Origin of the sequence: Allosphingosinicella deserti (genome assembly GCF_003012735.1) — a bacterium.
GTDB classification, from domain to species: Bacteria; Pseudomonadota; Alphaproteobacteria; order Sphingomonadales; family Sphingomonadaceae; genus Allosphingosinicella; species Allosphingosinicella deserti.
This window is the reverse complement of the sequence record NZ_PXYI01000002.1, coordinates 54,294-78,585: the sequence shown is the minus strand read 5'-3', so window position 1 is coordinate 78,585 and position 24,292 is coordinate 54,294. Positions and strand designations below refer to the sequence as shown.

Genomic DNA, 24,292 nt, shown 5'->3' with positions numbered 1-24,292 from the left:
GATCATCCCCGAAGCGTGGCAGGAGCGCATCGATATGATCGCCCGTGGCGCGGCGGAGCGGATCATCGTGATCGGACCCACCGATGTCGGCAAAAGCAGCTTCATTCGCGCGCTCGCGGCACGGCGAGACTTCGCCCTGCTCGATCTCGATCCCGGCCAGAAGATGGTCGGTCCGCCGGGAACGGTGAGCCGCGGGCGGATCGAGCCCGTTTCCGGCGGAACGATCTGCAACCGGTTCGTTTTCGTGGGGAGCACCAGCGGGATCGTCATCTCGCGGATCGCTCTGGCAGCCGAACAGCTGGCGGGTGCCGGACCGATCGTCGTCAACACGTCTGGCTTCGTCTCCGGCCCCGGCGCCCGGCTGCAGACGGCGAGCATCGCGGCGGTGAACCCGGATCTGGTCATCGCCATCGGCATCGATGCTGTTCCAATGCCCAAGGCCGGCCGGACGAACCTGCTCCTGCTGCCGCGATCGCCGCTCGCCCGCCGGAAGTCACCGGCGGAGCGTCGACGGATCCGTCAAGAGGCCCTCGATCGGCATCTCGGTAGCGCAAGGGTTGCCCTTGCCCGCGAAGCCTTGCGGTTCAATCCGGCCCCACCCTTGCCGTTCACGATCGCCGATCGGCCGCTTTGCGCGCTTGCCGATTCGGAAGGGGAGGATATGGCGATCGGCGTCCTGCACGCCGCCGGCCCGGAGCGGATCGTCGTCCAGTGTGCTGCGCCACCGCGGCCGGTCGTGACGGTTCGCCTCGGCAGCATCTGGCTCTCGCCATCGGGAGGTGCATGGCGCCTGCGGGATCGTCTTACCCCCGCGGCGGGCTAGCCCAGAGCGTTGATCGCGGCGTGGACGGCCGCTTCGGCCTCCTTACGCGGCAATCCCGGTGGAATGGTCTCGCCGATCCGCATGGTGACGATGCCCGGCCGCTTCACGAACCGGCCTCGGGGAAGCAGCCGGCCGCTATCGAGCGCCACAGGAACCACCGGAAGGCCAAGCGCCCGGTACAGGCCGGCGAAACCTGGCTGGAGCGGCGGGTGGTCGCCCGGCGCGACCCGCGTTCCTTCCGGGAAGATGACGATCGGGCGGCCGTCCTGCACCGCCTCCTGGGCCGCGCGCAGCATCCGGCGGAGCGCCGCCGCGCCGCCTTCGCGGTCCACCGGTATCAGGCCATAAGCGCGTGCGAGCCGACCCCACAGGGGAAGATCGGACAATTCGCGTTTCATTACGATCGCCGGAGTATCGAGGATGACCACGAACTCCATCGTCTCGTACATCGCCTCGTGCTTGGCCGCGACGAGAGCGGGCCCCGCCGGGAAGGTGCCTTCGATCCGAGTTCGCACGCCGAGCAGATTGGCGGCGCACCAGCGATGGAACAATGTCCAGCCATGAGCCGTCGTCCGCACCCCGCGCCGACCCCAGAGCAAGGCGACCGGCATCGCCAGCACGACCATCAGCACGGTTGCGGGATAGAAGAGGATCGCGAACAAGGCCGATCGCAGCAGTGCCATCACACCCCCACCAGCACGGCCGCGCGGCGGAGCAGATATTTGTTATATTCGGTGAACAGCGCGCGGAAGCTCGGGTTGCTCTCCACCGCGTCGCCGATCACGTCCACGTCTCCGCCAAGCCGCCGCGACAGCTCGAAGCGTGCGCGCGGCATGTGCCAGTCGGTGGTGACGAGCCTGAGGCTGAGCAGCTTGTTCTTGGCCATCCAGCGCGACACCTCTTCGGCATTGGAGCGCGTGTCGACGGCTTCCCGGCCGAGATCGATGCAGCAATCGAACAGACTGTCGTGACCGGGATAGCGGACCGCGAGCTCGGCGGGCCGCACGGTTCGCGCGACGCCGGATACCAGCATCCTTTTGGCACGACCGCGCTTCAGCAGATCCAGCCCGCGTTCCATGCGGTTGGCGCCGCCGGTCAGCACAACGACGGCATCGGTTCTCTCGTCACCGGCAGGACGCGGCAGCATCACTGCGAACACCGCATAGCCGAGCAGGTAGACGAGCAGAAGGAAGGAGAGAATGCGGGCGATCACAACATCCGCCCCAATGCACGAAGAATGGTCGCCCGCGCCACCACCATTGCAAGCAGCACGCCGAAGATCGGAAGCGCCACCAGCACCGCCCAGCTGAGGATCGGCAGATGCGCCGAGCCGAGGAGGTCCGAGCCGAGCGCTCCAACCCGATTGCCGATGAGGAGGAGGATCGCCGCGGCGGCCACCAGACCGACGATTCCGCCGAACAAGGCGTCGAGGGCGATCCGGCGCTGGAACAGGCGCGCGACCTGAACGTCCGTCGCACCCATCAAATGGAGGACTTCGATCGTTCCCCGGTGGGTGTCGAGCGAGGCGCGGGCGGCAAGCACGACCGTCGCTGCGGTGGCCCCGATCATCAGCAGGACGAGCCCGGCGGCGAGGAGCCGGAGCGATCCGATCAACGCCGCGAGCGGCGCCAGCCATTGGGCGTTGTCGTCTACGCGGGCCGACGGTGCGGCCTCGGTGATCGCGGCGCGCAGACTGTCCAGCCGGGCATAGGCTTCGGGCGAAAGATCGATCTCGATCATGACCGGGATCGGCAGGTCGCCTTCCAGCCCTCCCGGACCGAGCCACGGCTCGAGCAGATCTTCCATCTCGCTCTCTGGCAGGCGGCGTACGGATTCGACGCCAGTCTGCTTCTCGAGTGCGGCCAGCGCTGCCTGCGCCTGGCTCTCCCGCCGATCGGGATTGGGCTCGACGATCTGCACGGTGGCGCGGGTTCCGGTGTCCTCGTCCAGGCTCGAGGCGGCGGTGCCGAGGCCGAGACCTGCGGCCGCGGCGAGCACCGTTAGGAACATCATGATCGCAATCACCCACGGCATCGGCCCCGACAGCCGGCCTTCGGGCAGCAACCTGCGATCGGCGGCGCCAAATTTCCGGACGCCGCCCTTCATGCATGGGTCCTTGGCGGGTGGCGCAAGGCGCCGGTGGGATCGAGCAACTGACCGCGGTCGAGCCGCAGCATCTCCGCCCTTGCGATGCTCGAGAGGAGATGGAGATCGTGGGTGGCGACGACGATGGTCGTTCCAAGCTTGTTGAGGCTGTCGAACAGATGAAGCAGGCGCTTGGCCATTTCCGGATCGACGTTGCCGGTCGGCTCGTCGGCGACCAGCAGCTCCGGCCGGGCGATCACCGCGCGTGCGATCGCCACCCGCTGCTGCTCCCCGCCCGAGAGGGTAGCCGGCCGTGCCGAGGCACGATGGCCAAGGCCGACCCAGGCCAGCATCTCCTTGACCGGAGTCTCGAGATCCCGCTCCTCGACACCGGCGACACGCAAAGGCAGCGCGACATTGTCGTAGGCGGACAGATGCGACACCAGCCGAAAATCCTGGAATACGACCCCGATCCGCCGGCGAAAGCCCGGCAGGCGGTTGCGCGGCATCGTCACGATATCCTCGCCGAACAGGCGGATAAGGCCGCGGCTCGGCCGCTGGGCGAGATAGAGCAAGCGCAGCAGCGACGTCTTGCCGGCGCCGGACGGCCCGGTGAGAAAATAGAATCCGCCTTGGCGGAGCGAGAATGTAAGGTCCGAAAGCGTTTCGGCACCCGTGCCGTAGCGCAGGCCGACATTGTCGAACTGAACGATGCTTCCGGGGGTATTCAGGCCCGCCTCCGCTCCAAATCTTGCCATGCTGCGCGTCATCTGCCCCTTGCAACGTCAATGGCACGCCGCAAGGCGGGCCGTAAACCTCCGAAAAAGGCGCATTCGCTTGCATCGGCGGCCAGAGATGTGCTTGGATTCTGTACGAGCACCTGAGAGCGGGCCCTTCTGTAAACATGATCCTGAGCTGTCCTGCCTGCAAAACCCGTTATGTCGTGCCCGACAGCGCCGTCGGCACGTCAGGACGTCAGGTCAGGTGTGCCAATTGCCGTCACAGCTGGTTCCAGGATCCGCCGCCGCCGAGGGCCGCCTCCGGGCACGCGCCCCCAGCAACGCCCGCAGCCTCGACGCCGCTACCGCGCGAGCCCGAATATGCCGCCGCGCCGCGTCCGCCGGTCGGCCGCGCCGAGGCGGTGGCGGTCCAGCCGCAACCGATCCCGCGTCCGCAGCCGGCGCCGACCGAGCCGGTCTTTGCGCAGCAGCATGAAGTGCCGCAGCCGGCGCCGCGGCCGCCTTCGTCGCTCCTCGGCCCCGAACAGCCGGACGCTGAGGCCGAGTCCTTCAATGCCTTCGCCCATGAGCCGCCATTCCGGCCACGCCGCAATCGCGCGCGCCTGCTGACCATCTTCGCCGTGATCGCTGCCGCGCTGATGCTGTCGGCGACCGCAGCCATCCTCTATTACGGTGTTCCCGGCACGGCTGGTCGGCTCGGCATCCAGCGCGCGGCCCAAAGCCCGCTCAAGATCGATTTCAAGGCTCGGCGGGACGAGCTGGCGAGCGGCAATTCGATGTTCTGGGTTGCCGGCACGATCAGCAATCCGACGAGCGTACTGCAACCGGTGCCGCCGATCGAAGTGCGGCTGAAGGACGCGCAGAACAACACCGTCTACACATTCTTCATATCGCCCCCGGTGGCAGAGCTTCCCGCTGGCGCCAGCGCCACCTTCAACGGCAGCGACATGGGCGTGCCGCGAAGCGCGACGGGCATCAACCTTCAGTTCAGCCGAACCGCCTGATCCGGATGCGCTGAGATGCGGATCGGGATCCTCACCGGCGGCGGCGACGTACCTGGCCTCAATCCCTGCATTCGCTCGATCACTCTCTCCGCCGATGATCTCGGCTGGGACGTGATCGGCTTCCGCCGTGGCTGGGAGGGCGTGCTCGGCATCGATCCCGATGATCCCGAAAGCGTCGCCCACGGCAGCATGCCGCTGACCCGCGAGGGTGTGCGCGGCATCGATCGCACCGGCGGCACCATCCTTCATACTTCGCGGCTCGATCCTCGGACTCTCAAGGCGGGCGATCAGACCGCCAAGGTGTTGCACGTGCTCGATGCTCTCGGCATCGATGCGATGATCACCTTGGGCGGCGACGGCACGTTGCGCTTTTCCGCGCATCTCAGCGAGCAGGGCGTCCCCGTCATTTCGATCCCCAAGACGATGGACAATGACGTTTACGGCACCGATTACTGCATCGGCTTCTCGACGGCGGTGAGCCGATCGGTCGAAGCGATCAATGCGCTGCGCACGACGGTGGAGAGTCACGAGCGGATCGGCGTCATCGAGCTGTTCGGGCGGCGCAGCGGCGAGACCGCGTTGCTCGCCGGATTTCTGGCCCAGGTCGATCGCACCGTCATTTCGGAAGTCCCGGCAGACCTCGATCGCCTGCTGCCGCTGCTCGCCGAGGACAAGGGGTCCAACCCGGCCCATTATGCGATGTGCGTCATTTCCGAAGGCGCAAGCATCCAGGGCGTGGCGAGCGAGAATGGCCACGAATTGTCGAAGCCCGCAAGCGAGCGCGACGATATCGGCGTCGGCCACAAGCTCGGCCGCGCGATCCAGAAACAGCTCGGCTGCGGCATCGTCCACCAGGAGCTCGCCTATCTGATGCGCGCCGGAGATCCGGATGCGATGGACCGGATGGTCGGCCTTGCCTTCGGGGGGCTTGCCATCCAGCTCCTGCAGCGCGGCGAGAAGGGGCGGATGGTTACCCTGAAGGGCGGCAATTACGGCCATGTTCCCGCCGGCACACTGCTCGAGGGCACGAAGAGCGTCGACGTCGGCGGCCTCTACGATCCCACGGCCTATCGCGCCAAGCTGATGCGGATCGAAGGCATGCCGATGTTCCTCTACTGATCCGGGGAAATACGAACCGCCAAAAAGCGCATTGCGCGCCCCAAGACCCTTTGCTAGAGGCGCGCTCCTACCAGCCACCGGGGTAGCTTGCTCCGGCGGTAATCACGTGCGGTCGTGGCGGAATTGGTAGACGCGCAGCGTTGAGGTCGCTGTGTCCGAAAGGACGTGGAAGTTCGAGTCTTCTCGACCGCACCATATACTTGCCGAGACGCGCCCCAGGGCGGTCTCCTGCAGGTGACGGATAATCTCTCCTTCTTGCGTGTGATGGTGACCGCGACGCGGTCGTGGCGCCCAATGTCGCGTCCTCTTTGGCTGCGGTTCGCTCCGCTGGCTTTTCCCCTCCCCCCTCGATACGCCCGACGCATGCCATCACCCTCTCCACCCCGCCGAGTCTTCGGATTCTGGATCTGTCTTGCCCTAGTCATCGGCAACATGATCGGATCGGGCGTGTTCCTGATGCCGCGGGAGCTTGCACCTTATGGGTGGAACGCGATCTTCGGCTGGATGGTGACGATCGGCGGGGCGTTGTGCCTGGCTTATGTGTTCGCGATGCTGGCGCGCCGGTTCCCGCGGGCGGGCGGCCCCTATGCCTTCTGCCGCGAAGCCTTCGGGCCCGCGCCGGGCTTCGCGGTGGCTTGGAGCTACTGGATCTCCGTGTGGACGGCAGTCGCGACGATCGCGCTGGCGGCGGTCAGCTACCTCAGCCATTTTCTTCCGGCGCTCGCGGCGCAGCCGGTGCTGCCGGCGATCGGCTTCGTCTGGACCTTCACCCTGATCAACAGCCTCAGCCTGCGCGGTGCTGGCGGCGTCCAGCTGGTGACCACGGTGCTGAAGGTCCTGCCGCTCGCCGCCGCCATCATCCTCACCCTGCTGATCAGCGCAGGCGGCAGCAGCACGCCGGCGCCGAGCGTGCCGTTCAGGGCCGAGGATATCAGCTTCGCGTCGGTGACCGCGACCGCCGCGCTGACCCTGTGGGCGATGGTCGGGTTCGAATCCGCGACGATCCCCGCCGGGCATGTCGAGAACCCCGAGCGGACCATCCCACGCGCAACCATCATCGGCACCCTGACGGCCGGGATCATCTATCTCGTCGCCTGCTCGGGCGTCGCCCTGCTGCTGCCCGCGGAGCAGGCGGCCCAATCGAACGCGCCCTTCGCCGATTTCATCGGACGCTACTGGGGGGAGGGCCCCGCTTCGCTCGTCGCCCTGTTCGCGACCATCAGCGCACTCGGCGCGGTAAACGGCTGGGTCCTGATCCAGGGCGAGATGCCGCCCGCGCTTGCCCGCGACGGCGTGTTCCCGGCCTGGATCGGCAAGGCGAGCCGCGGCGGCGTCCCGGTGCGTGCCCATCTCGTGTCGAGCGGCCTCGTCACGCTGCTGATCCTCAGCAACCAGAGCCGATCAATGGGGGATCTGTTCGTCTTCATGGCCCTGGTCTCGACGCTGGCCTCGCTGGTGGCCTATCTTGCCTGCGCGCTCGCCGCGCTACGTTTGCAAGGGAGCGGGCGAATGGATCGGTCGCCTCTGCTGATCGCAGCGGCCGGGATCGGGACGCTCTACTCGCTGTGGGCAATCTACGGCGCCGGACTCGAACCGACTCTTTGGGGCGCCGGCCTCCTGATGAGCGGCTTCCCGATCTACCTGCTGATGCGGCGCAACCACCGCGGCGAGGCAGCGGCCGTATAACCTCGTACGGCGCGGGCGCTTGTGAGCGGGGGCGCGAGGCCCTATCCCTAGCGTTCGATCGTCCCGGGCCGGCAGCGGTCCGGGTGTGCATCAAGGCTCAAACAATTGAAAAGGCCTTGATTTGCGTACCGGCCACCGTGGCAAACGCGGTCGCCTCAACCAGGGTTCAAGGCGAGAATGGCCACTGAAGCTCCGAAGCGGTCACGGTTCAAGCGTACGCTGATCACCATGTTCAAGGTCGGCCTGTACGGCTCGCTGTTGGGGCTGATCGCGCTGGTCGTCGCGGTCGGCATCGCGATGAGCCAGCTGCCGACCTACCAGGAGCTCGTCCGGCGCGACAATCTCGGCCAGATGATCCGGGTGCGCGCCGCCGACGGATCGACCCTGGTCTCGCTCGGGCCGAGCTTCGGCCGCTGGCTGACCTCCGACCAGATCCCCGAAATCATGAAGAAGGCGATGGTCGCGGTCGAGGACCGGCGCTTTTACTACCATCCCGGAGTCGATCCGGTCGGCATCGCCCGCGGCATCCAGGTCAGCTTTCAGAAAGACGACAAGGTCCGCGGCGTCTCGACGATCAGCCAGCAGCTTGCCCGCAACATCTTCCTGACCAGCGACCGAAGCTACGGGCGCAAGGTGCGCGAGGGTATCCTGGCGCTGGCGCTGGAGCGGAAATTCTCGAAGGAGCAGATCCTCGAGCTCTATCTCAACCGCGTCTATTTCGGTGGCGGCGCCTACGGCATCGATGCGGCGTCGCGACGTTTCTTCGGCCACTCCGCCGATACCCTGTCGCTGGCGGAAGCCGCGATCATCGCCGGCTTGGTCAAGGCGCCGTCCAATTACTCCCCGACCGCCGATGCCGAGGCAGCGCGCAGCCGCGCCAGCGTGGTCATCGAGCTGATGCGCAAGAATGGCGAGATCACCGGCTCCGAGGCGTTCGCCGCCGAGCCGGCCGACGTCCGCATCGTGCCGACTCCGAAGCAGAACAGCGTTCGCTATTTCACCGATTGGGTGCTTCCGCAGCTCGACACCCTGATCGAGGAGAATATCGAACCGATCGAGGTGTGGACCACCCTTGATCCCAACATGCAGCGCCTGGCCGATCAGGTGATCAACGCCAACACACCGGCGGGTGCGCAGGGCGCCCTCGTCGCGCTCGACCGTGACGGATCGATCCGCGCGATGGTGGGCGGCCGCGACTATGTCCGCTCGATCTACAATCGCGCCACGCAGGCCAACCGCCAGCCGGGCTCCTCGTTCAAGCTGTTCGTCTACCTCTCCGCACTCGAGTTCGGCTACAAGCCGGATTCGATGGTCGAGGACAAGCCGATCACCATCGGCAGCTGGAGCCCGCGCAACAACAATCGCGGATTCGCCGGCGCGGTCCCGCTGCGCCAGGCGTTCGCCCAGTCGATCAACACCGTTTCGGTCCGCCTCGCCCAGGAAGTCGGCTTTCGGACGGTTGCCGACATGGCCCAGCGCTTCGGCGTCACCACCAAGGTCAGCACCCATCCGTCGATGGCTCTGGGCAGCTCGGAAGTGCGCCTGATCGACATGACACGCGCCTTTGCCGCGGTCGCCGCGAAGGGCGTCGCCGTCGTCCCCTACGGCATTCGCAGAGTGACCACCGCGGAGGGCGAGCTCCTTTACCAGCATGAGAGCGATGAAAGCCGGGTGCTGGTCGCACCGCACGTGGCGGCGCAGATGACCGATCTGATGCAGGCCGCGGTTCTCACCGGCACTGGCCGCGCAGCGCAGATCGGACGTCCGGTCGCGGGCAAGACCGGCACCACGAGCTCGAACAAGGATGGCTGGTTCCTCGGCTTCTCGAGCGGCCTCACCACCGGCGTGTGGATGGGACGTGACGACAACAAGGCGATCCCCGGCCTGCAGGGCGGACGCGCCCCGGCCCAGGCCTTCCACGATTTCATGAGCCGTGCCGTCGCCAGCCGTCCGGTCGAGCAGTTCGAGACCCAGGTGGCGCCGCCCGATTGGGCTGAGACCGAACCGGATGAGGAGGTGTGGTACGATTCGCCTTCCAACCAGGGCCAGATGGTCGATGCCGACGGCAATCCGATCGCCCCGCCGCCGGCCGGCGAAGCGCCGCTGACCCAGACCGAAGATCCCCGCCGGCCGCAGCAGGAAGAAACGCTCGAGGATCTCGTCGAGCGGGCAATCGATCCGGAGCGGCGCGAACGCCCGCAGGTCCCGCCGCGGCCCGCCGAACGCGCCCCGCCGCCGCGGGATCGCGGTTCAGCCGGCGATCCGGTGGAGCGACGCTCCCCGACTCCGCAGCCATGAACGGGCGGGGGTGGGGTCGCAGCCGAGCAGGTCCTCCACCAAGGCGTGGAAGTGAGGACCGTGATTCATGTGCACGCGGTGCGCGACCTCGTGCGCCACGGTGGCGCGGCGAACGAAATCGGGCGCGAGGATGAGCCGCCAACTGTAGCGGATCGCTCCGCTCGATGAGCAGCTTCCCCATCGGCTGCGCGGATCGCCGATCGCCACCCTGGTGACGACCACGCCCGCCTTCACGGCATATTCAGCCGTCTCGGCGCTGAGGATGTCGAGCGCGTGACGGTGCAGCCAGCGGACGATCCGCGGCTCGACCGTGTCACGCGGCCCCCCCGTGACGATGGCGCCGTCCTCGAGCCTCACCAGCCTGGACCGCTCCTTATCCCAGACGATTGGATGGGGGCGATCGTAAAGCGGGATGCTGTCGCCCGGTTCGAGCCGCGACGCCGGAGCGATCGCGGCGAGCTGCTTTTCGATCCACGGGCGATGCTCGTTCGCCCAGGCCAGCGCCTTGGCGCGCGAAACGCGTTTGGGGATCGTCAGCAGCACCTGCGCGGTGCGAGGATCGACGCGCAGCCGCATCACCCGCGCCCGCGGCGATACGGTGACCTTCAGCGCGGCCTCGGTGTTGCCGCCGCGGAAGGTAAGATCGTTGTGCGGATCGCCGGCGGCTGACGCTCCGAAGACAAAGCGGGGCGGCAACGGCTCAGATTTCCCGTTCGACAATGTGGTATTCGAGCTCGCCGGCATCGTCCTCGCTGATCGTCCAGCCGCGCACCGAGGCGCCCGCGCTGTGCACCGCTTCCCGGTCGCCGCAGATCAGATAATGCCATTGCGGCAGTGGCTTGCCTTCGTCGCGCAGCCGATACGCACAGGTCGACGGCAGCCAGTCGAGGCCGCCCACCATGTCGGCGCTGAGGCGGATGCAATCGGGAACGAAGGCGCGGCGGCCGCGGTAATTGCTGCACTGACCGCTGCGCCGGTCGAGCAATTTGCAGGCGACGTTGGTCGGGAAGACTTCGCCGGTTTCCTCGTCCTCGAGCTTGTGGAGGCAGCATTTGCCGCAGCCGTCGCACAGTTGTTCCCATTCGGAGCGGTTGAGCCGGTCGAGCGGCCTTTCCCAGAAGGGCTCGTCCGTCATCGCACCCAGCGTTTGAGCTCTGCCACGATGGCATCGGCGCCGCCCTCGTGCGGCAGCATGGCGATCGGTGTCCCGTCGGGACCCATCAGGAACAGGATGCGCGTGTGGTTCATCGTGTAGCTCCCGTCGGGAGTCGGTTCCTTGGCATAATAAACGGCGTAGCGTTTGGCTGCATCCGCAATCTGCTGCGGGGTGCCGGTCAGTCCGACGAGCCGCGGGTGGAACGCGGCGACATAGTCCTTGAGCACCGCCGGCGTATCGCGCTCGGGATCGACGGTGATGAAGAGCGGCTGGATCTTCGCCGCGAGGGCCGGATCGCTCTTTTCCAGGCCGCGCAGCGCTTGGCCGATCTGGGCCATATCGGTCGGGCAGACGTCCGGACACTGGGCGAAGCCGAAATAGACGATGCGATATTTGCCCGCGAAGTCCTGGTCGCGCACTTGCCGCCCAGTCTGATCGATGAGCGTGAACGCACCTCCGATCGCTGCGCCCTTGAGCGGCGGATCCTGCGGCGGCGCCTGGCCGCAGCCTGCGGCGAGCAGGCCGAGGAACAGCGAAAGCAGCAGGAAAATGCGGGGCTTGGCGGTTTCGTTCATGGCGCAGGCAGCCTTGCTTTGGTATAGGCCCGCGATCAAGTCGAGAGTGACGGGGAAGAAGAGTGGGCAAGACTTTCGGCCGGGCGATCGCGGCAATTGCGATCCTGTTCGCGGCGCCGCTGGCGGCGCAGAATTATTCCGACGGCTACACTTTTCTGAAGGCGGTGAAGGACCGCGACATTGACAAGGTCAGCGGGGTTATCTCGCAGCCCGGCAGCATCGTCATCAACAGCAAGGAACGCGGATCCGGCGACGGTGCCGTCCACATCGTCGCGCGCGGCCGCGATCTTCCCTGGCTGAACTTCCTGCTTCAGAAGGGCGCTCGACCGGATCTGGTCAATGCGCAAGGCAATACCGCGCTTGCGATTGCCGCAGAGCTCGGCTGGGCCGAAGGCGCGCAACTGCTGCTCGCGCGCCGCGCCAGCGTCGATCTTGCCAATTCGCGCGGCGAGACTCCGCTCATCCTGGCTGTCCAGCGCCGGGACATCCAGATGGTCCGGCTGTTGCTCGCCGCGGGTGCCGACCCGAAGAAGACCGACAGTGTCGCCGGGCTCTCCGCCTTCGATTACGCCAAGCAGGACGTCCGCGCCGCTCCGGTGCTCAAGCTGCTCGAAACGCCGGTGGCGAAACCGAAGGCTGTCGCCGGTCCCAAGCTCTGAGGCTGCGGCGCACAGCCCAACTGTGAGGCTGCTCCGTGCGGCACCCGTGAACGGCAGCAGCTCCTATCAGTCTCGATGCCGGCTCGGGAGGAGCGGCGTCGTGTCCAGCGGGCCGGTGAGGCCGGCCAGCGCAGGATCGAGATCCCCGACCAGCCGGCGTGCCGCCCGCCGCGCGAACCTTAGCGTTTCCGCCTTGCGCCGCGCCGGTGCGAGCTTGCGCAGCGCAGCGCCCCGCAACACCGCAGCATCATAGCGATCGGCGACGATGAGGCCGCATAGCTCCGGCCGAAAGCCCTCCGTCTCGAACGGCGACAGATCGAAACCGGCCGGCACCGCCCAGAAGAAGCGGTCGCAATAGTCCAGATAATCCGGCCATTTGCCGTCGCCCATCAGGTCCGCGCGCGAGACTTTGATCTCGACGATCGTGATCAATCCTCCTGAATCGAGTGCCATCATGTCGGCGCGACGACCATTGGGGAGAGGGACCTCGCACAAGGCGAAGCTGTCCTGATTGAAGAACAAGCGCGTCACCCCGCGCGCCACGTCCTGCGCGGCGAGCGGGGCATCCTGGAAACAGGGATCGGGGCGGGGACTCGCGGCCATCTCCCGACAGTAGAATGAAACGAGAACGAATGCGAGTCCGTGACGACGAGGAGGCGTTCAGCGATAGAAGATGTGGTTGCCGACCGCGCCGACCTTGCGGAGGCCGCGCCAGGAGGGATTCACGCGCTTGGCGTGGAAGAACAGCGCCTTAGGGGTCCTCGCGTCGGCAAGATCGCGCATGGCGATGTGCGCGATCGCGACCGCCTTCTGCCAAGCCGCTGTCGCGCGCGGGGGAGAAGGAAGGCGACCGCCGCGGACGAACGAGAATTGGCCGCGTTGCTTGACGACGCCGCACACGCTCGCCGGGAAGCGCCCTGAGCGGCTGCGGTTCACGACGACCTCGGCGACGCTGAGCTGACCCTGGAGCGGCTCGCCCTTCGCTTCGAAATAGACGGCGTTGGCGAGGCATTCATGCTCGCTGTCGGACGTGCGCGAGGTGGCGTAATCGCCGACCAGCTCGGCAAGGCTGAGCTGTGGTTCCGCCGCGCTCGGTGTTCCGAGGGTGACAGGAGGAGAAGCATCTTGCACCAGCTCGGCCGGCGCGCCGTTCTGCTTGTCCAGGCCGTTCTCGTGGTCCGGAACGGCCGGGATGATCATCTGTGCGGTGATCGCCGGCGGGGCATTGAACTCCCAGGCGCGGGAGGGGCCGGCATAGAGGGTACCAAATGCGGCAACAGCCATGGCCGCGGCAAAGCCCGCGGCACGAACGAAACGACTCATCTGCTCTCAGATCAATGCGGCTGGCTCCGCCCGAACGCGGGGTGCGGCAAGAACGATTGCACCCAGGGGCTACCATCCGTCTCGCGTGACCGGCTCCCTCCCTTACCCCGGGTGTGGCCGGCCCCCGCTCCTCGCGATAGAACCGGGCGGCCCTAGGCGGCTTGGCGCTGAGCGGTCAATCGAAAGCGTTCATATCGGCGGCGAACCGTTCGGCAGATGCGATATCCAGTTCCAAAACCCACAAATCCGGGTCGAACCGCCTTCGTCGTTCGACGAATTGAGCAACCTCTGCAATATTCTGGAAACCTTCGGCCTTGGGCGAGTGCCATGCGTAACAGCCGTCAGCCTGCAATATGCGCTCCAGCAGGTGCGGGATCGCACCCCGTTCGGTGAGAAGGACCAGGATCGCACCCGATACGGTGTCGCCCTTGCTGAGCACCGCGGCGAAGCCGCCCGATGCTTCCGCTTTGCGGATCAACGCCCCGACCAGCACACTGGACGCGATCCGGGGAGTCATCGTCCTGTGGTCGCGTAACCGGGCAGGGTCGACAGGGGGATGTGCGAACGCATGAAGGTGCCGGTGCCGCGGGCGGCTTCCTCTCCCTCGGCATCGATCAACCTCGCCTCACCCACCATCACCCGGCGGCGGCCGCTCGCCCAGCGACCCTCGGCCACGATCGGGCCCGAGCGAAGGGGGCGGGTGAATAGCAGGTTGAAGGCGGTGGTCAGCAGAAAGCGATCGGTCACGAGGCTGTTGCAGGCATAGAAAGCGGCGTCGTCGAGCATCTTGAAATAGGTGGTGCCGTGGGCGGCACCGGCCGCATGGAACACTTCTTCGCGGACGTCGAAGCGGATCCGGGCGAAGCCCTCCTCGACGATCTCGAGCTCCGATTCGAAGAAGCGGTTGATCGGCGCGTGACGGTAGAGGGATTCCAGCGCTCGATAATGCGCGTCCGCCCCGGCAACCGCAGCCGGGCGGACGACGGCATCAGGCGGCATGGAGGCTCTCGACGCCGGCGAGCAGGGCGAAGATCGCGTCCCGGGAACGCGCGCCCCGAAGCTTGGCCAGGGTCGATTTGTCGCGCAAGGTGCGGCTGACGCTGGCAAGCGCCTTGAGATGATCCGCACCCGAATCCGGCGGCGACAGGATCAGGAAGACCAAGTCGACCGGAAGCGTGTCGACGGACTGGAAATCGATCGGCGCGGTCAATCGAGCAAAATAGCCGAAGACCCGCTCCAGGCCCTCGATCTTGCCGTGCGGGATTGCGATCCCGCCGCCAAAGCCGGTGGATCCGAGCTTCTCGCGCTCACTCAGCGCGCTGACGATGTCGCGCGCCGAGATCCCGGTGAGGCGGCTGGCCGCCGTGCCGAGCTGCTGGAAAAGCGCTTTCTTGTTCGAGGCGGTGAGGCCGGCATCGATGCCGTCCACCGTCAGCATGTGAGACAAATCGCTCATCGAGGCACCGGTTGCTGGGGGACTGCCCCCAGCCCCCGTGTCAGGAAAAGTCGGTAATGCGCGTGCACGCCCTTCGGCTCATTGCGCCTTCGGCTCCACCCAGCCGATCGTCCCGTCTTCGCGGCGATAGACCATGTTGAAGCTTCCCGTGCCACTGTTGCGGAACATCAGCGCATTGGTGTTGCGAAGATCGAGCATCATCACCGCATCGGACACGCTTGCATCGGGAATATCGACCCGCGTTTCCGCTACGATCAGCGGATGCTCGCCGACATCCTCGTCGTCTTGGCCATCGGCGGCCGAGAAGACGCGATACTCGGCATTGGAGAGGTCCTCCAGGGCCTGGGCCGGACTCGGCGCCTGGCGATCCTTGAGCCGGCGCGTATAGCGGCGAAGCTGCTTTTCCACCTTGTCCGCCGCCGCATCGAAGGCGGCGTGCGCATCGGCAGCACGGTCGCTGGCTTTCAGCACCACGCCGGCCGGCACGTAGGAGACGATCTCGCAGGTGAAACCGTGGTCGTGCGGCCCCTTGCCGAACGTCACCTGCGCCGAAATGGCGCGCGAGAAATATTTGTCGGCGATCGCGTTGAGCCGGTCTTCGACGCGGCTCCGAAGCGCCTCGCCCGTGTCGACCTGATGGCCAGAGACCCGAATGTCCATTCTTCACTCCACCAGAGGAATTGGCGGCGGATTAGGCCTCGTGCCCGGCTGGCGTCAACCGCGGCCATCCAGTCGAGCCCAGATGGGATCGGAAATGGTGGCCAGGAATGCGGAATGTGCTGCAAGCTCTTCCTCTGTGGGGGCATGAGGCCGGGGTGGCCGCACCTGAACAACGATCCGTTCCCCGACAAGTGCCTCGCTCGGACGCGAATCCTTCTCTTCGATGATGATCGTGTCGGCGAGCGACAGTCCGATCTGCCGTCCCCCGGTCAGTTCGACATAGCATTGCGCCAGAAGCTGGGCGTCGATCAGCGCGCCGTGCTTGATACGCAGACTGCGATCCACGCCGTAGCGTGTGCACAATGCGTCGAGACTGTGCTTGGCACCCGGGTGGCGTGTGCGCGCGAGAACCAGCGTGTCGACCATCCGCGTCATGCAGATGAGCGGCCGGCCGCAGGTGCTGAGCTCGTGGTTGAGGAACCCGAAATCGAAGCTCGCATTGTGGGCGACCAGCGGGCAATCGCCGAGGAAGTCGATGAGGTCGTCGACGAGTTCGTGGAAGCAGGGCTTGTCGGACAGAAAGGCTTCCGAAAGGCCGTGCACCGCTTCGGCGCCGGCGGGCATCGACCGCTGCGGGTTGAAATAGGCGTGGAAGGTGCGCCCGGTTTCAACTCGATTGAACAATTCGACGCAACCGATCTCGACCATCCGGTCTCCGGTCAGCGGGTTGAGGCCGGTGGTTTCCGTGTCGAAGACGATCTCGCGCATGTCCCGGCTTATGCTTTGGGCGACTCCCGGAGACAAGCCGCGATGCGCCGAACGGAGTCGCGAGTCTGCTCGAGCGAACCGCCTGTATCGATGACGAAATCGGCGCGAGCCCGTTTCTCGGAATCGGGCATCTGCCGGCCGAGGATTCGCGCGAACTTGTCTGCGGTCATCCCCGGGCGGGCCAGGACTCGGGTCCGCTGGACGGCCTCGGGCGCGGAGACGACGGCGATCTTGTCGACCGCGCGCCAACCCTCCTTTTCGAACAGCAGCGGGATGTCGAGGAGAACGAGCGGCGCGGCGGCGTTGGACGCGAGGAAGGCTTCGCGCGCGTGCGCGACCGCGGGATGAACCAGGGCCTCCAGCTGCCGAAGGGCGTCCGGCGCCGCGAGCACCCGTTCGGCAAGCGCGGTCCGATCGACGCCGGCGGCGCCGGTAGTTCCCGGGAAGTGGGCTTCGATCTCCGCGAGGAGCGCCCCGTCGGGGCCCTGCAGACGATGAACTTCGGCGTCCGCATCGAAAACGGGGACGCCTTCCTCGGCGAATATGGCGGCGACGGTGGATTTGCCCATGCCGATCGATCCGGTGAGGCCGAGTACGATCATGACGTCAGGATCGCTCGAAGCTCCGCATCGCCGGCCGCGGGCGGGTTGGTTCCGAAAAACAGCCGAAAGGCGGATTTCGCCTGCCCGATCAGCATCGCCAGTCCATCCACGGGGATGAGGCCCGCGGCGCGCGCGCGCTGGAGGAGGAGGGTGTCGACGGGAACATAGACCATGTCGAGAACGAACCCGTTCGGGCGAAGACCTTGGAGCGCGGTGAGCACCGCCTCCGGAACCGGATCGAAGCCATCCATTCCCATCGGCGTCGCGTTGAGCAGTCCCGCCGCGCCGGCCAGGGCGTCGTCGGCCGCATCCAGCCCGAACACGCGTCCCGGAGCGTCGAACGCCTGCAGCAATTGCTCGGCCTTGGCGCGGTCGCGGGCGAGGATGCGAATCTCCGACACGCCTGCGCCAGCCATCCAGGCCAGTGCCGCGCGCGCGGCACCGCCGGTGCCGAGCAGCACCGCGGGGCCGTTCGCGTCGCACGCCTGGAGCGCCTCGACCAGCCCGAGGACATCGCTGTTGAGGCCGCGCAAGCCGGCGCCCTCCGGTACGACGCAATTGATCGCGCCGACCTCGCCGGAATCGCAGCTATCGACATGCGCGATCGCGGCAATCTTGTGCGGGATGGTGATGTTGCACCCGCGCCAGTCCGGGTCCGCTCGCCGCCGATCGAAATAGGCGCCGAGATCCTCTGCCACGACGCGCGTCCGGCGATAGTCGAACGGAAGCCCCAGTTGTTTCAGCCACAGGCCATGGATCAACGGCGATTTCGAATGGGCGATCGGATCTCCGATCACCTCGGCATAGGGGATGGTCATCAGCGGGCGATCAGTCCGCGCTCGCGCAGATAAGAGAGGAGGGGAAGAAGCGGCATCCCCAGAATGGCGAAGTGGCTTCCCTGGATCCGGTCGAACAATTGAATGCCCGGTCCCTCGATCCGATAGCCGCCGACGCTCCATCGTATCGCTTCATACTCGGCATCGAGATAGGTCTCGAGAAAGGCATCGCTCAGCGGCCGCATCGTCATCTCGACCGTCTCGCAATGCCACCAGGCGGCTTCACCGGCCTCCGCGATCACGGCGGCGGAATGAAGATGATGCGTTCGTCCGGCCAGGAAGCGCAACTGCTCCAGGGCCTCGGCGCGTGACGTGGGTTTGCTCAGCATCGTCCCGTCGGCAGCCTCGAGCGTCTGGTCCGAACCGAGGACGAGGGCGCCTTCGGCCTGCGCGACGGACAAAGCCTTCAATTGGGCGAGCTCCTCGGCGATCCCACGGGGATCGAAGCCTGCGCCCTCCAGCCCGGCTTTCGCGGCGGCCTCGTCGATCTCGGCCTCGACGGGCTCGAAGGCGATACCGGCGGCGTCCAGCATCGCGCGGCGCGCTTCGCTCTTGGAAGCCAGAAGAAGTCTCACTGCGCGCCGGCCTCGGCCGCCGTATCGATCCGCTCGTTGCACAATTTCACGATCGCGTAGGCGGTCTCCTCGATCGAGCGGCGGGTGACATCGATGACCGGCCATCCGTTGTCGGCGAAGATCCTTCGTGAAAAGGCAAGCTCGGCTGCGACCGCATCGGTGTCCACATAGTCGGTTTCCGGCGCCTGGTTGAGCGAGAGCAGGCGGTTGCGCCGGATCTGGATCAGGCGGTCGGGATTGGTGGTGAGCCCCACCACCAGCGGATGCTTCAGGGAAAACAGCTTCGGCGGGGGCGGTGATTCCGGCACCAGCGGAATGTTCGCGACCTTGTAGCCGCGATTGGCAAGATAGATGGACGTCGGCGTCTTGGACGTGCGCGAAACGCCCGCGAGCACGATGTCCGCTTCCTCCCAATTCTCCCACCCGATGCCGTCGTCGTGCGCGATGCTGAACTGGATCGCGTCGACGCGGGCGAAATAGGCGGCGTCCAGCGCATGCTGACGTCCGGGGCGGGCTTTCGCCTGCTGGTTGAGCACCGCGGACAAGGCGTCGACGACCGGATCCAGAGCGGAGACGGTATGGATGCCGCGCCGCCGGGTCTTCTGCTCGAGCTCGCGGCGGATATTGCTGTTCACCAGCGTGTAGAGGACGAGGCCCGGGCGCCGTTCGATGTCGTCGAGAACGCGATCGAGATGCCCTTCGGAGCGCACCATCGGCCACAGGTGGCGCACCACATCGACCTCGTCGAACTGCGCGAGACACGCCTTGGCGATCAGTTCGAGGGTTTCGCCGGTCGAATCCGACAGGAGATGCAGGTGAAGCGTCACGTGAAAATCACCCCTGTGGATAAGCGTGTTGAAATCGCTAGCGGAACCCTCGGGACGGTTGCAAGCACAGGATTCGCGCCCGCAATCCGGATTCGATCCACAGAGTCGCAAAGCCTGGATAGTTCCATGCGGCTCGATGTGGATAACGGGGATGGTTCCCGCGAATCCGCAGGCTTCCGCGGCCGCGCGAGAGTCAAGCTGTTTGCAAAATCGGGTGGAGGGAATAAACCCCACCATCCGCCGACCAACAACCTTCATCAGACTCTCTTATTAAAGACTCTTTGAGAGAGAGTAGAGCGGAGCCCAGCCGTCCTCATGGCCCTTTCGAACAAATTGCTACTCAGCGTCCTGCAGGGAGAAAAGCCTGTAAAAACACCGCTTTGGCTGATGCGCCAAGCGGGACGCTACCTACCCGAATATCGTGCTCTGCGGGCCGAGAAGGGCGGCTTCCTGGATCTCGCGACCGATCCGGATGCCGCCGCCGAAGTGACGCTGCAGCCGATCCGCCGGTTCGGCTTCGACGGTGCGATCCTGTTCTCCGACATCCTGATGATCCCGTACGCGATCGGCCAGGAGCTGCGGTTCGAAGCGGGTGAGGGACCACGTCTGTCACCGCCGCTGGTCGATGCGGCGCTCGCATCGCTTGAACCCGCCAGGGAGCGTCTGGAGCCGGTCTACAAGACTGTGGAGAAAGTGGCGGCGTCGTTGCCCCCGGAGACCACCTTCCTGGGCTTCGCGGGCAGTCCCTGGACCGTTTCGACCTATATGGTGGCGGGCAGGGGGAGCAAGGATCAGGGCGAAACCCGGCGCAAGGCCTATACGGACGACGCCGCGTTCGCCGAGATCATCGCTGCGATTGCGGCCATGACCGTCGATTATCTTTCCGCACAGATCGAAGCAGGCGTCGAAGCCGTCCAGCTGTTCGACAGTTGGTCTGGGTCGTTGTCCCCCGCCCAGTTCGAGCGTTGGGTGATCGCCCCGACCGTCCAGATCGTACAGGGTCTGAAGGCACGGCATCCGGACGTGCCGATCATCGGCTTTCCCAAGGGCGCCGGCGGCAAGCTGCCGGCTTATGCACGCGAGACCGGGGTCGATGCGATCGGCATCGACGAAACGGTGGATCCGGTCTGGGCTGCGGCCGCGCTGCCCGAAAATCTGCCCGTACAGGGCAATCTGGATCCGCTCGCGCTGATTGCCGGGGGCGAGACGCTTGCCAGCGCGGTGGAGCGCATCCTATCTAGCTTCGCGGACCGACCGCACGTCTTCAATCTGGGGCACGGAATTTTGCCGGACACGCCGATCCAGCACGTCGAGCAGCTCATCGCCTTGGTGCGTCGGTGATCGATGGTATCGAGAGCGCCCTCAGCTTGACGTACGCCTGGCTCAAGGCCGGCCATGTCATTTTCGTGATCTTCTGGATCGCGGGCATGTTCATGTTGCCGCGCTACTACGTCTATCATCAGGAATCGGCGCCTGGCTCCGACGAGGAGAAACGCTGGATCGATCGCGAGACCAAGCTTCGCAAGATCATCATCACCCCGGCGATGATCCTCGTCTGGGTGCTCGGCCTGTCGCTCGCTTGGACGACCGGCGCCTGGCAGGAGGGATGGTTCCACGCCAAGTTCGCCATCGTGGTCGCTCTGTCCGGCTATCACGGCTGGCTGGTCGGCTATGGCCGCAAGCTCGCCGCGGGCCAGCGGCCGCTCAGCGGCAAGTCTCTGCGCATCATGAACGAGATTCCCGGCCTCGCAACCGTGCTGATCGTCATCCTGGTAATCGTGAAGCCGTTCTGAGGCGCATGCGCCGAAGGTGCGCGCAGCTTCGGCTGGGTGATGGGCGCGCGGAAAAGACGGGCTTTCCTTTTCCTCCATCGCGGATGCTCCGTCGCTTGACTTGAATCGGGGGCGCGCCTAACTCCGCAAGAGTCGTTGGCCCGCCGTCCGCGTGGGCAATCACCTCACATCGTGATCTTGTCTCGCGACCCGCACGACACCCCCAATCCACCTGCGCCGAGTTCTCAGATGCACCTCAAGGACCTGAAACTGAAATCCCCCGCCGACCTCGTCGCGATGGCCGAGGCGATCGGAATCGAGGGCGCATCGACGCTCCGCAAGCAAGAGCTGATGTTTTCCATCCTCAAGGTCCAGGCCGAGAACGGCCAGGAGATCATGGGCATGGGAACGATCGAAGTGCTCCCCGACGGCTTCGGTTTCCTGCGCTCGCCGGAAGCCAATTACCTGGCCGGCCCCGACGACATCTATGTGGCGCCGAACCAGGTCCGCAAATTCGGCCTGCGCACCGGCGATACGGTCGAAGGCGAGATTCGCGGGCCCAAGGAAGGCGAACGCTATTTCAGCCTGGTTCGTGTCAGCCAGATCAATTACGACGATCCCGATGCCGTGCGTCACCGGGTCAATTTCGACAATCTGACGCCGCTTTACCCCAACCAGAAGCTGACGCTCGACACGCTCGATCCGACGGTGAAGGACAAGTCGGCGCGGGTGATCGACATCATCTCGCCGCAGGGCAAGGGTCAGCGCGCGCTGATCGTCGCGCCACCGCGCACCGGCAAGACCGTGCTTCTCCAGAACATCGCCAAGGCGATCACCGACAACCATCCGGAAGTCTTTCTGATCGTCCTGCTGATCGACGAGCGTCCGGAGGAAGTGACCGACATGCAGCGCTCGGTGCGCGGCGAGGTCGTCTCCTCGACCTTCGACGAGCCGGCGCAACGCCACGTCCAGGTTGCCGAGATGGTGATCGAAAAGGCCAAGCGGCTCGTCGAGCACAAGAAGGACGTTGTCATTCTTCTCGATTCGATCACCCGCCTCGGCCGCGCCTACAACACGGTGGTGCCGTCGTCGGGCAAGGTGCTGACCGGCGGCGTCGACGCCAACGCGCTGCAGCGTCCCAAGCGCTTCTTCGGCGCGGCCCGCAACATAGAGGAGGGCGGCTCGCTTTCGATCATCGCCACCGCGCTGATCGACACCGGCTCCAAGATGGACGAAGTCATTTTCGAAGAGTTCAAGGGCACCGGCAACTCGGAAATCGTTTTGGACCGCAAGGTTTCGGACAAGCGCATCTTCCCGTCGCTGGACGTTGGCCGCTCGGGCACGCGCAAGGAGGAATTGCTCGTTGACCAGGGTACGCTATCGAAGATGTGGGTCCTCCGCCGCATCCTCATGCAGATGGGTACCGTCGACGCGATGCAGTTCCTCCTCGACAAGATGAAGGACGCCAAGTCGAACGAGGATTTCTTCGCCTCGATGAACTCGTAAGGGCAACGATTCCGGCACGCGATTAAACGCTGCACGATATTCTGATCCTCCCTGAAGCCAGTTCGGGGAGGATTTTCTTCACGGCATCAGCACCGTCGAGCCGGTGGTTGCCCGGCTCTCGATCGCCCGATGCGCCTCCGCGGCGTCGCGCAGCGGGAAGCGCGCCCCTATCCGCACCTTGACGACGCCGCTGCGGATCATCTCGAAGACGCGGGCGGCGGAATTCTGGCGCTCTTCCTGGGTGTGACAATAGTCGCCGAGAGTCGGGCGGGTGACGAAGATCGACCCGGCGCTGAGCAGATCCAGGGCCGTGAATGGGGGCACCGGGCCAGACGCATTGCCGTAGGTGACGACTATGCCGCGGCGTGCGACCGATCCCAGCGACGCTTTCCAGCTCGCAGCGCCGACACCGTCGAGGACCACCGGCACGCCCTTGCCTTCGGTCCGCGTGCGCACTTCGGAGGCGAGCTCATCGAGCGGGCAGCAAAGCGCATGATCGGCGCCGAGCTCCTTCGCAATCGCCGCCTTGCGGCTGTCTCCGGCATGGGCGATGACTGTGGCGCCAATGGCCTTCAGCCACGGAACGAGGATCGAACCGACGCCGCCTGCCGCGGAATGGACGAGCACCGTGTCGCCGGCGGCGACGCGTGCGCATCGCTCGATCAAATATTCGGCGGTGCAGCCCTTCAGCATCGTTGCCGCCGCATCTTCGAAGCCGATATCGTCCGGAAGCGGCACGAGCCGATTGGCGTCGACTACGCGATGCGTCGAATAGGCTCCGAGGGGACCCGTGAAGTAACCAACCCGGTTCCCCTCACGAAACCCGCTCACGCCTTCGCCGACACTTTCGATGGTGCAGGCAGCTTCGTTGCCAACCCCGGACGGGAGCGGAAGCGGGTAGAGGCCGGAGCGATGATAGGTGTCGATGAAATTGAGCCCGATCGCCTCATGGCGAACCAGCACCTGACCTGGGCCGGGAACCGGGATGCTGATCCCCTCGGCGGCGAGCGTCTCTGGTCCGCCGGTCTCGCGGAGGATGAAGGCATAGGGATCGCTCACCCGAGATGCTCCGCGAAGAAGGTTTCGGTGCGTGCATCGGCCTGCCGGGCAGCCTGTTCGCTGCGCCGATTGCCCATCTCGGCGGCAAAGCCGTGATCCTCGCCGGGATAATCGACCAGGGTCACGCGTGGATGATCGTCGAGGCCTTCGTGCATCGCCTGCTGCTGGTCGGGCGTGACGAAATGATCGGCGCCGGCGATGTGCAGCAGGAGCGGCCGTGCGATCGCATTCTTCTCGTGCAGGATGTTCGGCAGGCCAACCGCGTAATAGCCGACGCTCGCATCGACGTCGGTACGCGCCGCAGTCATATAGGCAAGTCGGCCGCCAAGGCAGTAGCCGACGCAGCCGATCTTCGCGCCCTCGGGCAGGCGTGCCCGAACCGCGCGAAGCGTTGCCTCGATGTCGGCAATTCCCTGATCCTGGTCGAACCGGTTCATCAATCCGAATGCCTGCTGCAACTCCGGCTCCTGATCCGGATCGAGTTCGACTCCCGGTTCGAGTCGCCAGAAAAGATCGGGCGCAATGGCGAGATAGCCTTTCTCCGCCCAGCCATCGCACTTGCGGCGGATGCCTTCGTTGACGCCGAATATCTCCTGGATGACGACGATGGCCGCGCGGGGCGTATCGGTGGGCTCGGCCAGGTAGGCACCGAAACTGTCGGTGCCGTCGAGCGTGTCGATCCGGATCATGCGTCTGTTCTCCTTGTGCGAAGGCGGCTTCTATACACATAGTCGTCGAACACGCGGCAATAACCGGGAGACGC

29 protein-coding genes and 1 tRNA gene are annotated in these 24,292 nt (G+C 65.7%); 10 read left to right on the top strand and 20 right to left on the bottom strand.

Features of this window, described 5'->3' with window-relative positions; genetic code table 11:
* The first annotated feature begins 34 nt into the window (after positions 1-34).
* A complete protein-coding gene (locus C7I55_RS04655) occupies positions 35-823 on the top strand; it encodes a Clp1/GlmU family protein (RefSeq protein ID WP_146150923.1) in 789 nt (262 codons plus the stop codon).
* Here the strand turns inward: C7I55_RS04655 and C7I55_RS04650 are convergent.
* The 4 genes from C7I55_RS04650 to ftsE are packed head-to-tail and all read right to left on the bottom strand — an operon-like array spanning position 820 to position 3,666.
* Positions 820-1,506, bottom strand: a complete 687-nt coding sequence (locus tag C7I55_RS04650) for a lysophospholipid acyltransferase family protein (RefSeq protein WP_106511757.1) — start codon at positions 1,504-1,506, stop codon at positions 820-822. The two genes, C7I55_RS04655 and C7I55_RS04650, sit on opposite strands and share 4 nt — an antisense overlap.
* A complete protein-coding gene (locus C7I55_RS04645) occupies positions 1,506-2,036 on the bottom strand; it encodes a YdcF family protein (RefSeq protein WP_106511756.1) in 531 nt (176 codons plus the stop codon). Before C7I55_RS04645 ends, C7I55_RS04650 begins: the two co-directional genes overlap by 1 nt.
* Positions 2,033-2,929: a cell division protein FtsX gene (locus tag C7I55_RS04640; protein WP_106511755.1), complete on the bottom strand. Its 897-nt coding sequence runs from the start codon at positions 2,927-2,929 to the stop codon at positions 2,033-2,035. The genes C7I55_RS04645 and C7I55_RS04640 overlap by 4 nt, the downstream gene beginning before the upstream one ends.
* Positions 2,926-3,666 carry a cell division ATP-binding protein FtsE gene (gene ftsE, locus C7I55_RS04635; protein ID WP_106512414.1) on the bottom strand — a complete coding sequence of 247 codons (741 nt, stop codon included), beginning with the start codon at positions 3,664-3,666 and terminating at the stop codon, positions 2,926-2,928. Before ftsE ends, C7I55_RS04640 begins: the two co-directional genes overlap by 4 nt.
* Before the next feature lie 146 nt (positions 3,667-3,812).
* On the opposite strand from ftsE, the gene C7I55_RS04630 reads away from it, so the two are divergent.
* The 5 genes from C7I55_RS04630 to C7I55_RS04610 all read left to right on the top strand — a co-directional run bounded on the left by C7I55_RS04630 (position 3,813) and on the right by C7I55_RS04610 (position 9,755).
* Positions 3,813-4,652, top strand: a complete 840-nt coding sequence (locus C7I55_RS04630) for a zinc-ribbon domain-containing protein (protein WP_106511754.1) — start codon at positions 3,813-3,815, stop codon at positions 4,650-4,652.
* Positions 4,653-4,667: 15 nt separating this feature from the next.
* Positions 4,668-5,771 carry a 6-phosphofructokinase gene (locus tag C7I55_RS04625; protein WP_106511753.1) on the top strand — a complete coding sequence of 368 codons (1,104 nt, stop codon included), beginning with the start codon at positions 4,668-4,670 and terminating at the stop codon, positions 5,769-5,771.
* 108 nt (positions 5,772-5,879) lie between these two features.
* Positions 5,880-5,966 (top strand) — tRNA-Leu (locus C7I55_RS04620).
* Between the two features lie 168 nt (positions 5,967-6,134).
* Positions 6,135-7,457: an amino acid permease gene (locus C7I55_RS04615; protein ID WP_106511752.1), complete on the top strand. Its 1,323-nt coding sequence runs from the start codon at positions 6,135-6,137 to the stop codon at positions 7,455-7,457.
* 177 nt (positions 7,458-7,634) lie between these two features.
* Positions 7,635-9,755, top strand: coding sequence for a transglycosylase domain-containing protein (locus C7I55_RS04610; RefSeq protein ID WP_106511751.1), 2,121 nt, complete (start codon positions 7,635-7,637; stop codon positions 9,753-9,755).
* Here C7I55_RS04610 and C7I55_RS04605 read toward each other — a convergent pair.
* Genes C7I55_RS04605 through C7I55_RS04595 form a run of 3 tightly spaced genes read right to left on the bottom strand, consistent with a single transcriptional unit; the run spans position 9,708 to position 11,486 of the window.
* Positions 9,708-10,451 (bottom strand): M48 family metallopeptidase, encoded by a 744-nt coding sequence (locus C7I55_RS04605; RefSeq protein WP_233222053.1) that lies wholly within the window; start codon positions 10,449-10,451, stop codon positions 9,708-9,710. The two genes, C7I55_RS04610 and C7I55_RS04605, sit on opposite strands and share 48 nt — an antisense overlap.
* 4 nt (positions 10,452-10,455) lie before the next feature.
* A complete protein-coding gene (locus C7I55_RS04600; protein ID WP_106511750.1) occupies positions 10,456-10,890 on the bottom strand; it encodes a YcgN family cysteine cluster protein in 435 nt (144 codons plus the stop codon).
* On the bottom strand, positions 10,887-11,486 hold the full coding sequence (locus C7I55_RS04595; protein WP_106511749.1) for an SCO family protein: 600 nt from the start codon (positions 11,484-11,486) through the stop codon (positions 10,887-10,889). The genes C7I55_RS04600 and C7I55_RS04595 overlap by 4 nt, the downstream gene beginning before the upstream one ends.
* 62 nt (positions 11,487-11,548) lie before the next feature.
* Here C7I55_RS04595 and C7I55_RS04590 point away from each other — a divergent pair, with 62 nt between their 5' ends.
* Positions 11,549-12,145, top strand: a complete 597-nt coding sequence (locus C7I55_RS04590; RefSeq protein WP_106511748.1) for an ankyrin repeat domain-containing protein — start codon at positions 11,549-11,551, stop codon at positions 12,143-12,145.
* A gap of 66 nt (positions 12,146-12,211) precedes the next feature.
* Here the strand turns inward: C7I55_RS04590 and C7I55_RS04585 are convergent, their stop codons facing one another.
* From C7I55_RS04585 to C7I55_RS04535, 11 genes are all read right to left on the bottom strand, one after another.
* Positions 12,212-12,748, bottom strand: coding sequence for an MmcB family DNA repair protein (locus C7I55_RS04585; RefSeq protein ID WP_106511747.1), 537 nt, complete (start codon positions 12,746-12,748; stop codon positions 12,212-12,214).
* A gap of 57 nt (positions 12,749-12,805) precedes the next feature.
* On the bottom strand, positions 12,806-13,468 hold the full coding sequence (locus C7I55_RS04580; protein WP_106511746.1) for a cell wall hydrolase: 663 nt from the start codon (positions 13,466-13,468) through the stop codon (positions 12,806-12,808).
* Positions 13,469-13,643: 175 nt separating this feature from the next.
* Positions 13,644-13,985 carry a DUF1491 family protein gene (locus C7I55_RS04575; protein WP_106511745.1) on the bottom strand — a complete coding sequence of 114 codons (342 nt, stop codon included), beginning with the start codon at positions 13,983-13,985 and terminating at the stop codon, positions 13,644-13,646.
* On the bottom strand, positions 13,982-14,467 hold the full coding sequence (locus C7I55_RS04570; RefSeq protein ID WP_106511744.1) for a PaaI family thioesterase: 486 nt from the start codon (positions 14,465-14,467) through the stop codon (positions 13,982-13,984). The genes C7I55_RS04575 and C7I55_RS04570 overlap by 4 nt, the downstream gene beginning before the upstream one ends.
* The gene (locus C7I55_RS04565) at positions 14,457-14,924 is read right to left on the bottom strand and encodes a PTS sugar transporter subunit IIA (RefSeq protein WP_106511743.1); all 468 of its coding nucleotides are present in this window, start codon (positions 14,922-14,924) and stop codon (positions 14,457-14,459) included. The genes C7I55_RS04570 and C7I55_RS04565 overlap by 11 nt, the downstream gene beginning before the upstream one ends.
* 78 nt (positions 14,925-15,002) lie before the next feature.
* Positions 15,003-15,584 (bottom strand): ribosome hibernation-promoting factor, HPF/YfiA family, encoded by a 582-nt coding sequence (gene hpf, locus C7I55_RS04560; RefSeq protein WP_106511742.1) that lies wholly within the window; start codon positions 15,582-15,584, stop codon positions 15,003-15,005.
* Positions 15,585-15,638: 54 nt separating this feature from the next.
* Positions 15,639-16,352 (bottom strand): DNA polymerase III subunit epsilon, encoded by a 714-nt coding sequence (dnaQ, locus tag C7I55_RS04555; protein ID WP_106511741.1) that lies wholly within the window; start codon positions 16,350-16,352, stop codon positions 15,639-15,641.
* A gap of 8 nt (positions 16,353-16,360) precedes the next feature.
* Complete coding sequence (gene coaE, locus C7I55_RS04550; RefSeq protein WP_106511740.1) at positions 16,361-16,954, bottom strand: dephospho-CoA kinase; 594 nt, start codon at positions 16,952-16,954, stop codon at positions 16,361-16,363.
* Complete coding sequence (locus tag C7I55_RS04545) at positions 16,951-17,772, bottom strand: shikimate dehydrogenase family protein (RefSeq protein ID WP_106511739.1); 822 nt, start codon at positions 17,770-17,772, stop codon at positions 16,951-16,953. The genes coaE and C7I55_RS04545 overlap by 4 nt, the downstream gene beginning before the upstream one ends.
* Positions 17,772-18,365: a Maf family protein gene (locus C7I55_RS04540; RefSeq protein ID WP_269845193.1), complete on the bottom strand. Its 594-nt coding sequence runs from the start codon at positions 18,363-18,365 to the stop codon at positions 17,772-17,774. Before C7I55_RS04540 ends, C7I55_RS04545 begins: the two co-directional genes overlap by 1 nt.
* Positions 18,362-19,192, bottom strand: a complete 831-nt coding sequence (locus C7I55_RS04535; protein ID WP_233222052.1) for a pyruvate, water dikinase regulatory protein — start codon at positions 19,190-19,192, stop codon at positions 18,362-18,364. Before C7I55_RS04535 ends, C7I55_RS04540 begins: the two co-directional genes overlap by 4 nt.
* A gap of 315 nt (positions 19,193-19,507) precedes the next feature.
* Between C7I55_RS04535 and hemE the strand changes: the two genes are divergently transcribed.
* The 3 genes from hemE to rho all read left to right on the top strand — a co-directional run bounded on the left by hemE (position 19,508) and on the right by rho (position 22,470).
* Positions 19,508-20,533 (top strand): uroporphyrinogen decarboxylase, encoded by a 1,026-nt coding sequence (gene hemE, locus C7I55_RS04530; protein WP_106511737.1) that lies wholly within the window; start codon positions 19,508-19,510, stop codon positions 20,531-20,533.
* A complete protein-coding gene (locus C7I55_RS04525; RefSeq protein ID WP_408640582.1) occupies positions 20,530-20,985 on the top strand; it encodes a CopD family protein in 456 nt (151 codons plus the stop codon). Before hemE ends, C7I55_RS04525 begins: the two co-directional genes overlap by 4 nt.
* 228 nt (positions 20,986-21,213) lie before the next feature.
* On the top strand, positions 21,214-22,470 hold the full coding sequence (gene rho, locus C7I55_RS04520; protein ID WP_106511736.1) for a transcription termination factor Rho: 1,257 nt from the start codon (positions 21,214-21,216) through the stop codon (positions 22,468-22,470).
* A gap of 78 nt (positions 22,471-22,548) precedes the next feature.
* Here rho and C7I55_RS04515 read toward each other — a convergent pair whose 3' ends face one another.
* Both C7I55_RS04515 and C7I55_RS04510 read right to left on the bottom strand, forming a co-directional pair.
* Positions 22,549-23,529 carry a quinone oxidoreductase family protein gene (locus C7I55_RS04515; RefSeq protein WP_106511735.1) on the bottom strand — a complete coding sequence of 327 codons (981 nt, stop codon included), beginning with the start codon at positions 23,527-23,529 and terminating at the stop codon, positions 22,549-22,551.
* Positions 23,526-24,218, bottom strand: coding sequence for a dienelactone hydrolase family protein (locus C7I55_RS04510; RefSeq protein WP_106511734.1), 693 nt, complete (start codon positions 24,216-24,218; stop codon positions 23,526-23,528). The genes C7I55_RS04515 and C7I55_RS04510 overlap by 4 nt, the downstream gene beginning before the upstream one ends.
* Between the last annotated feature and the right edge of the window lie 74 nt (positions 24,219-24,292).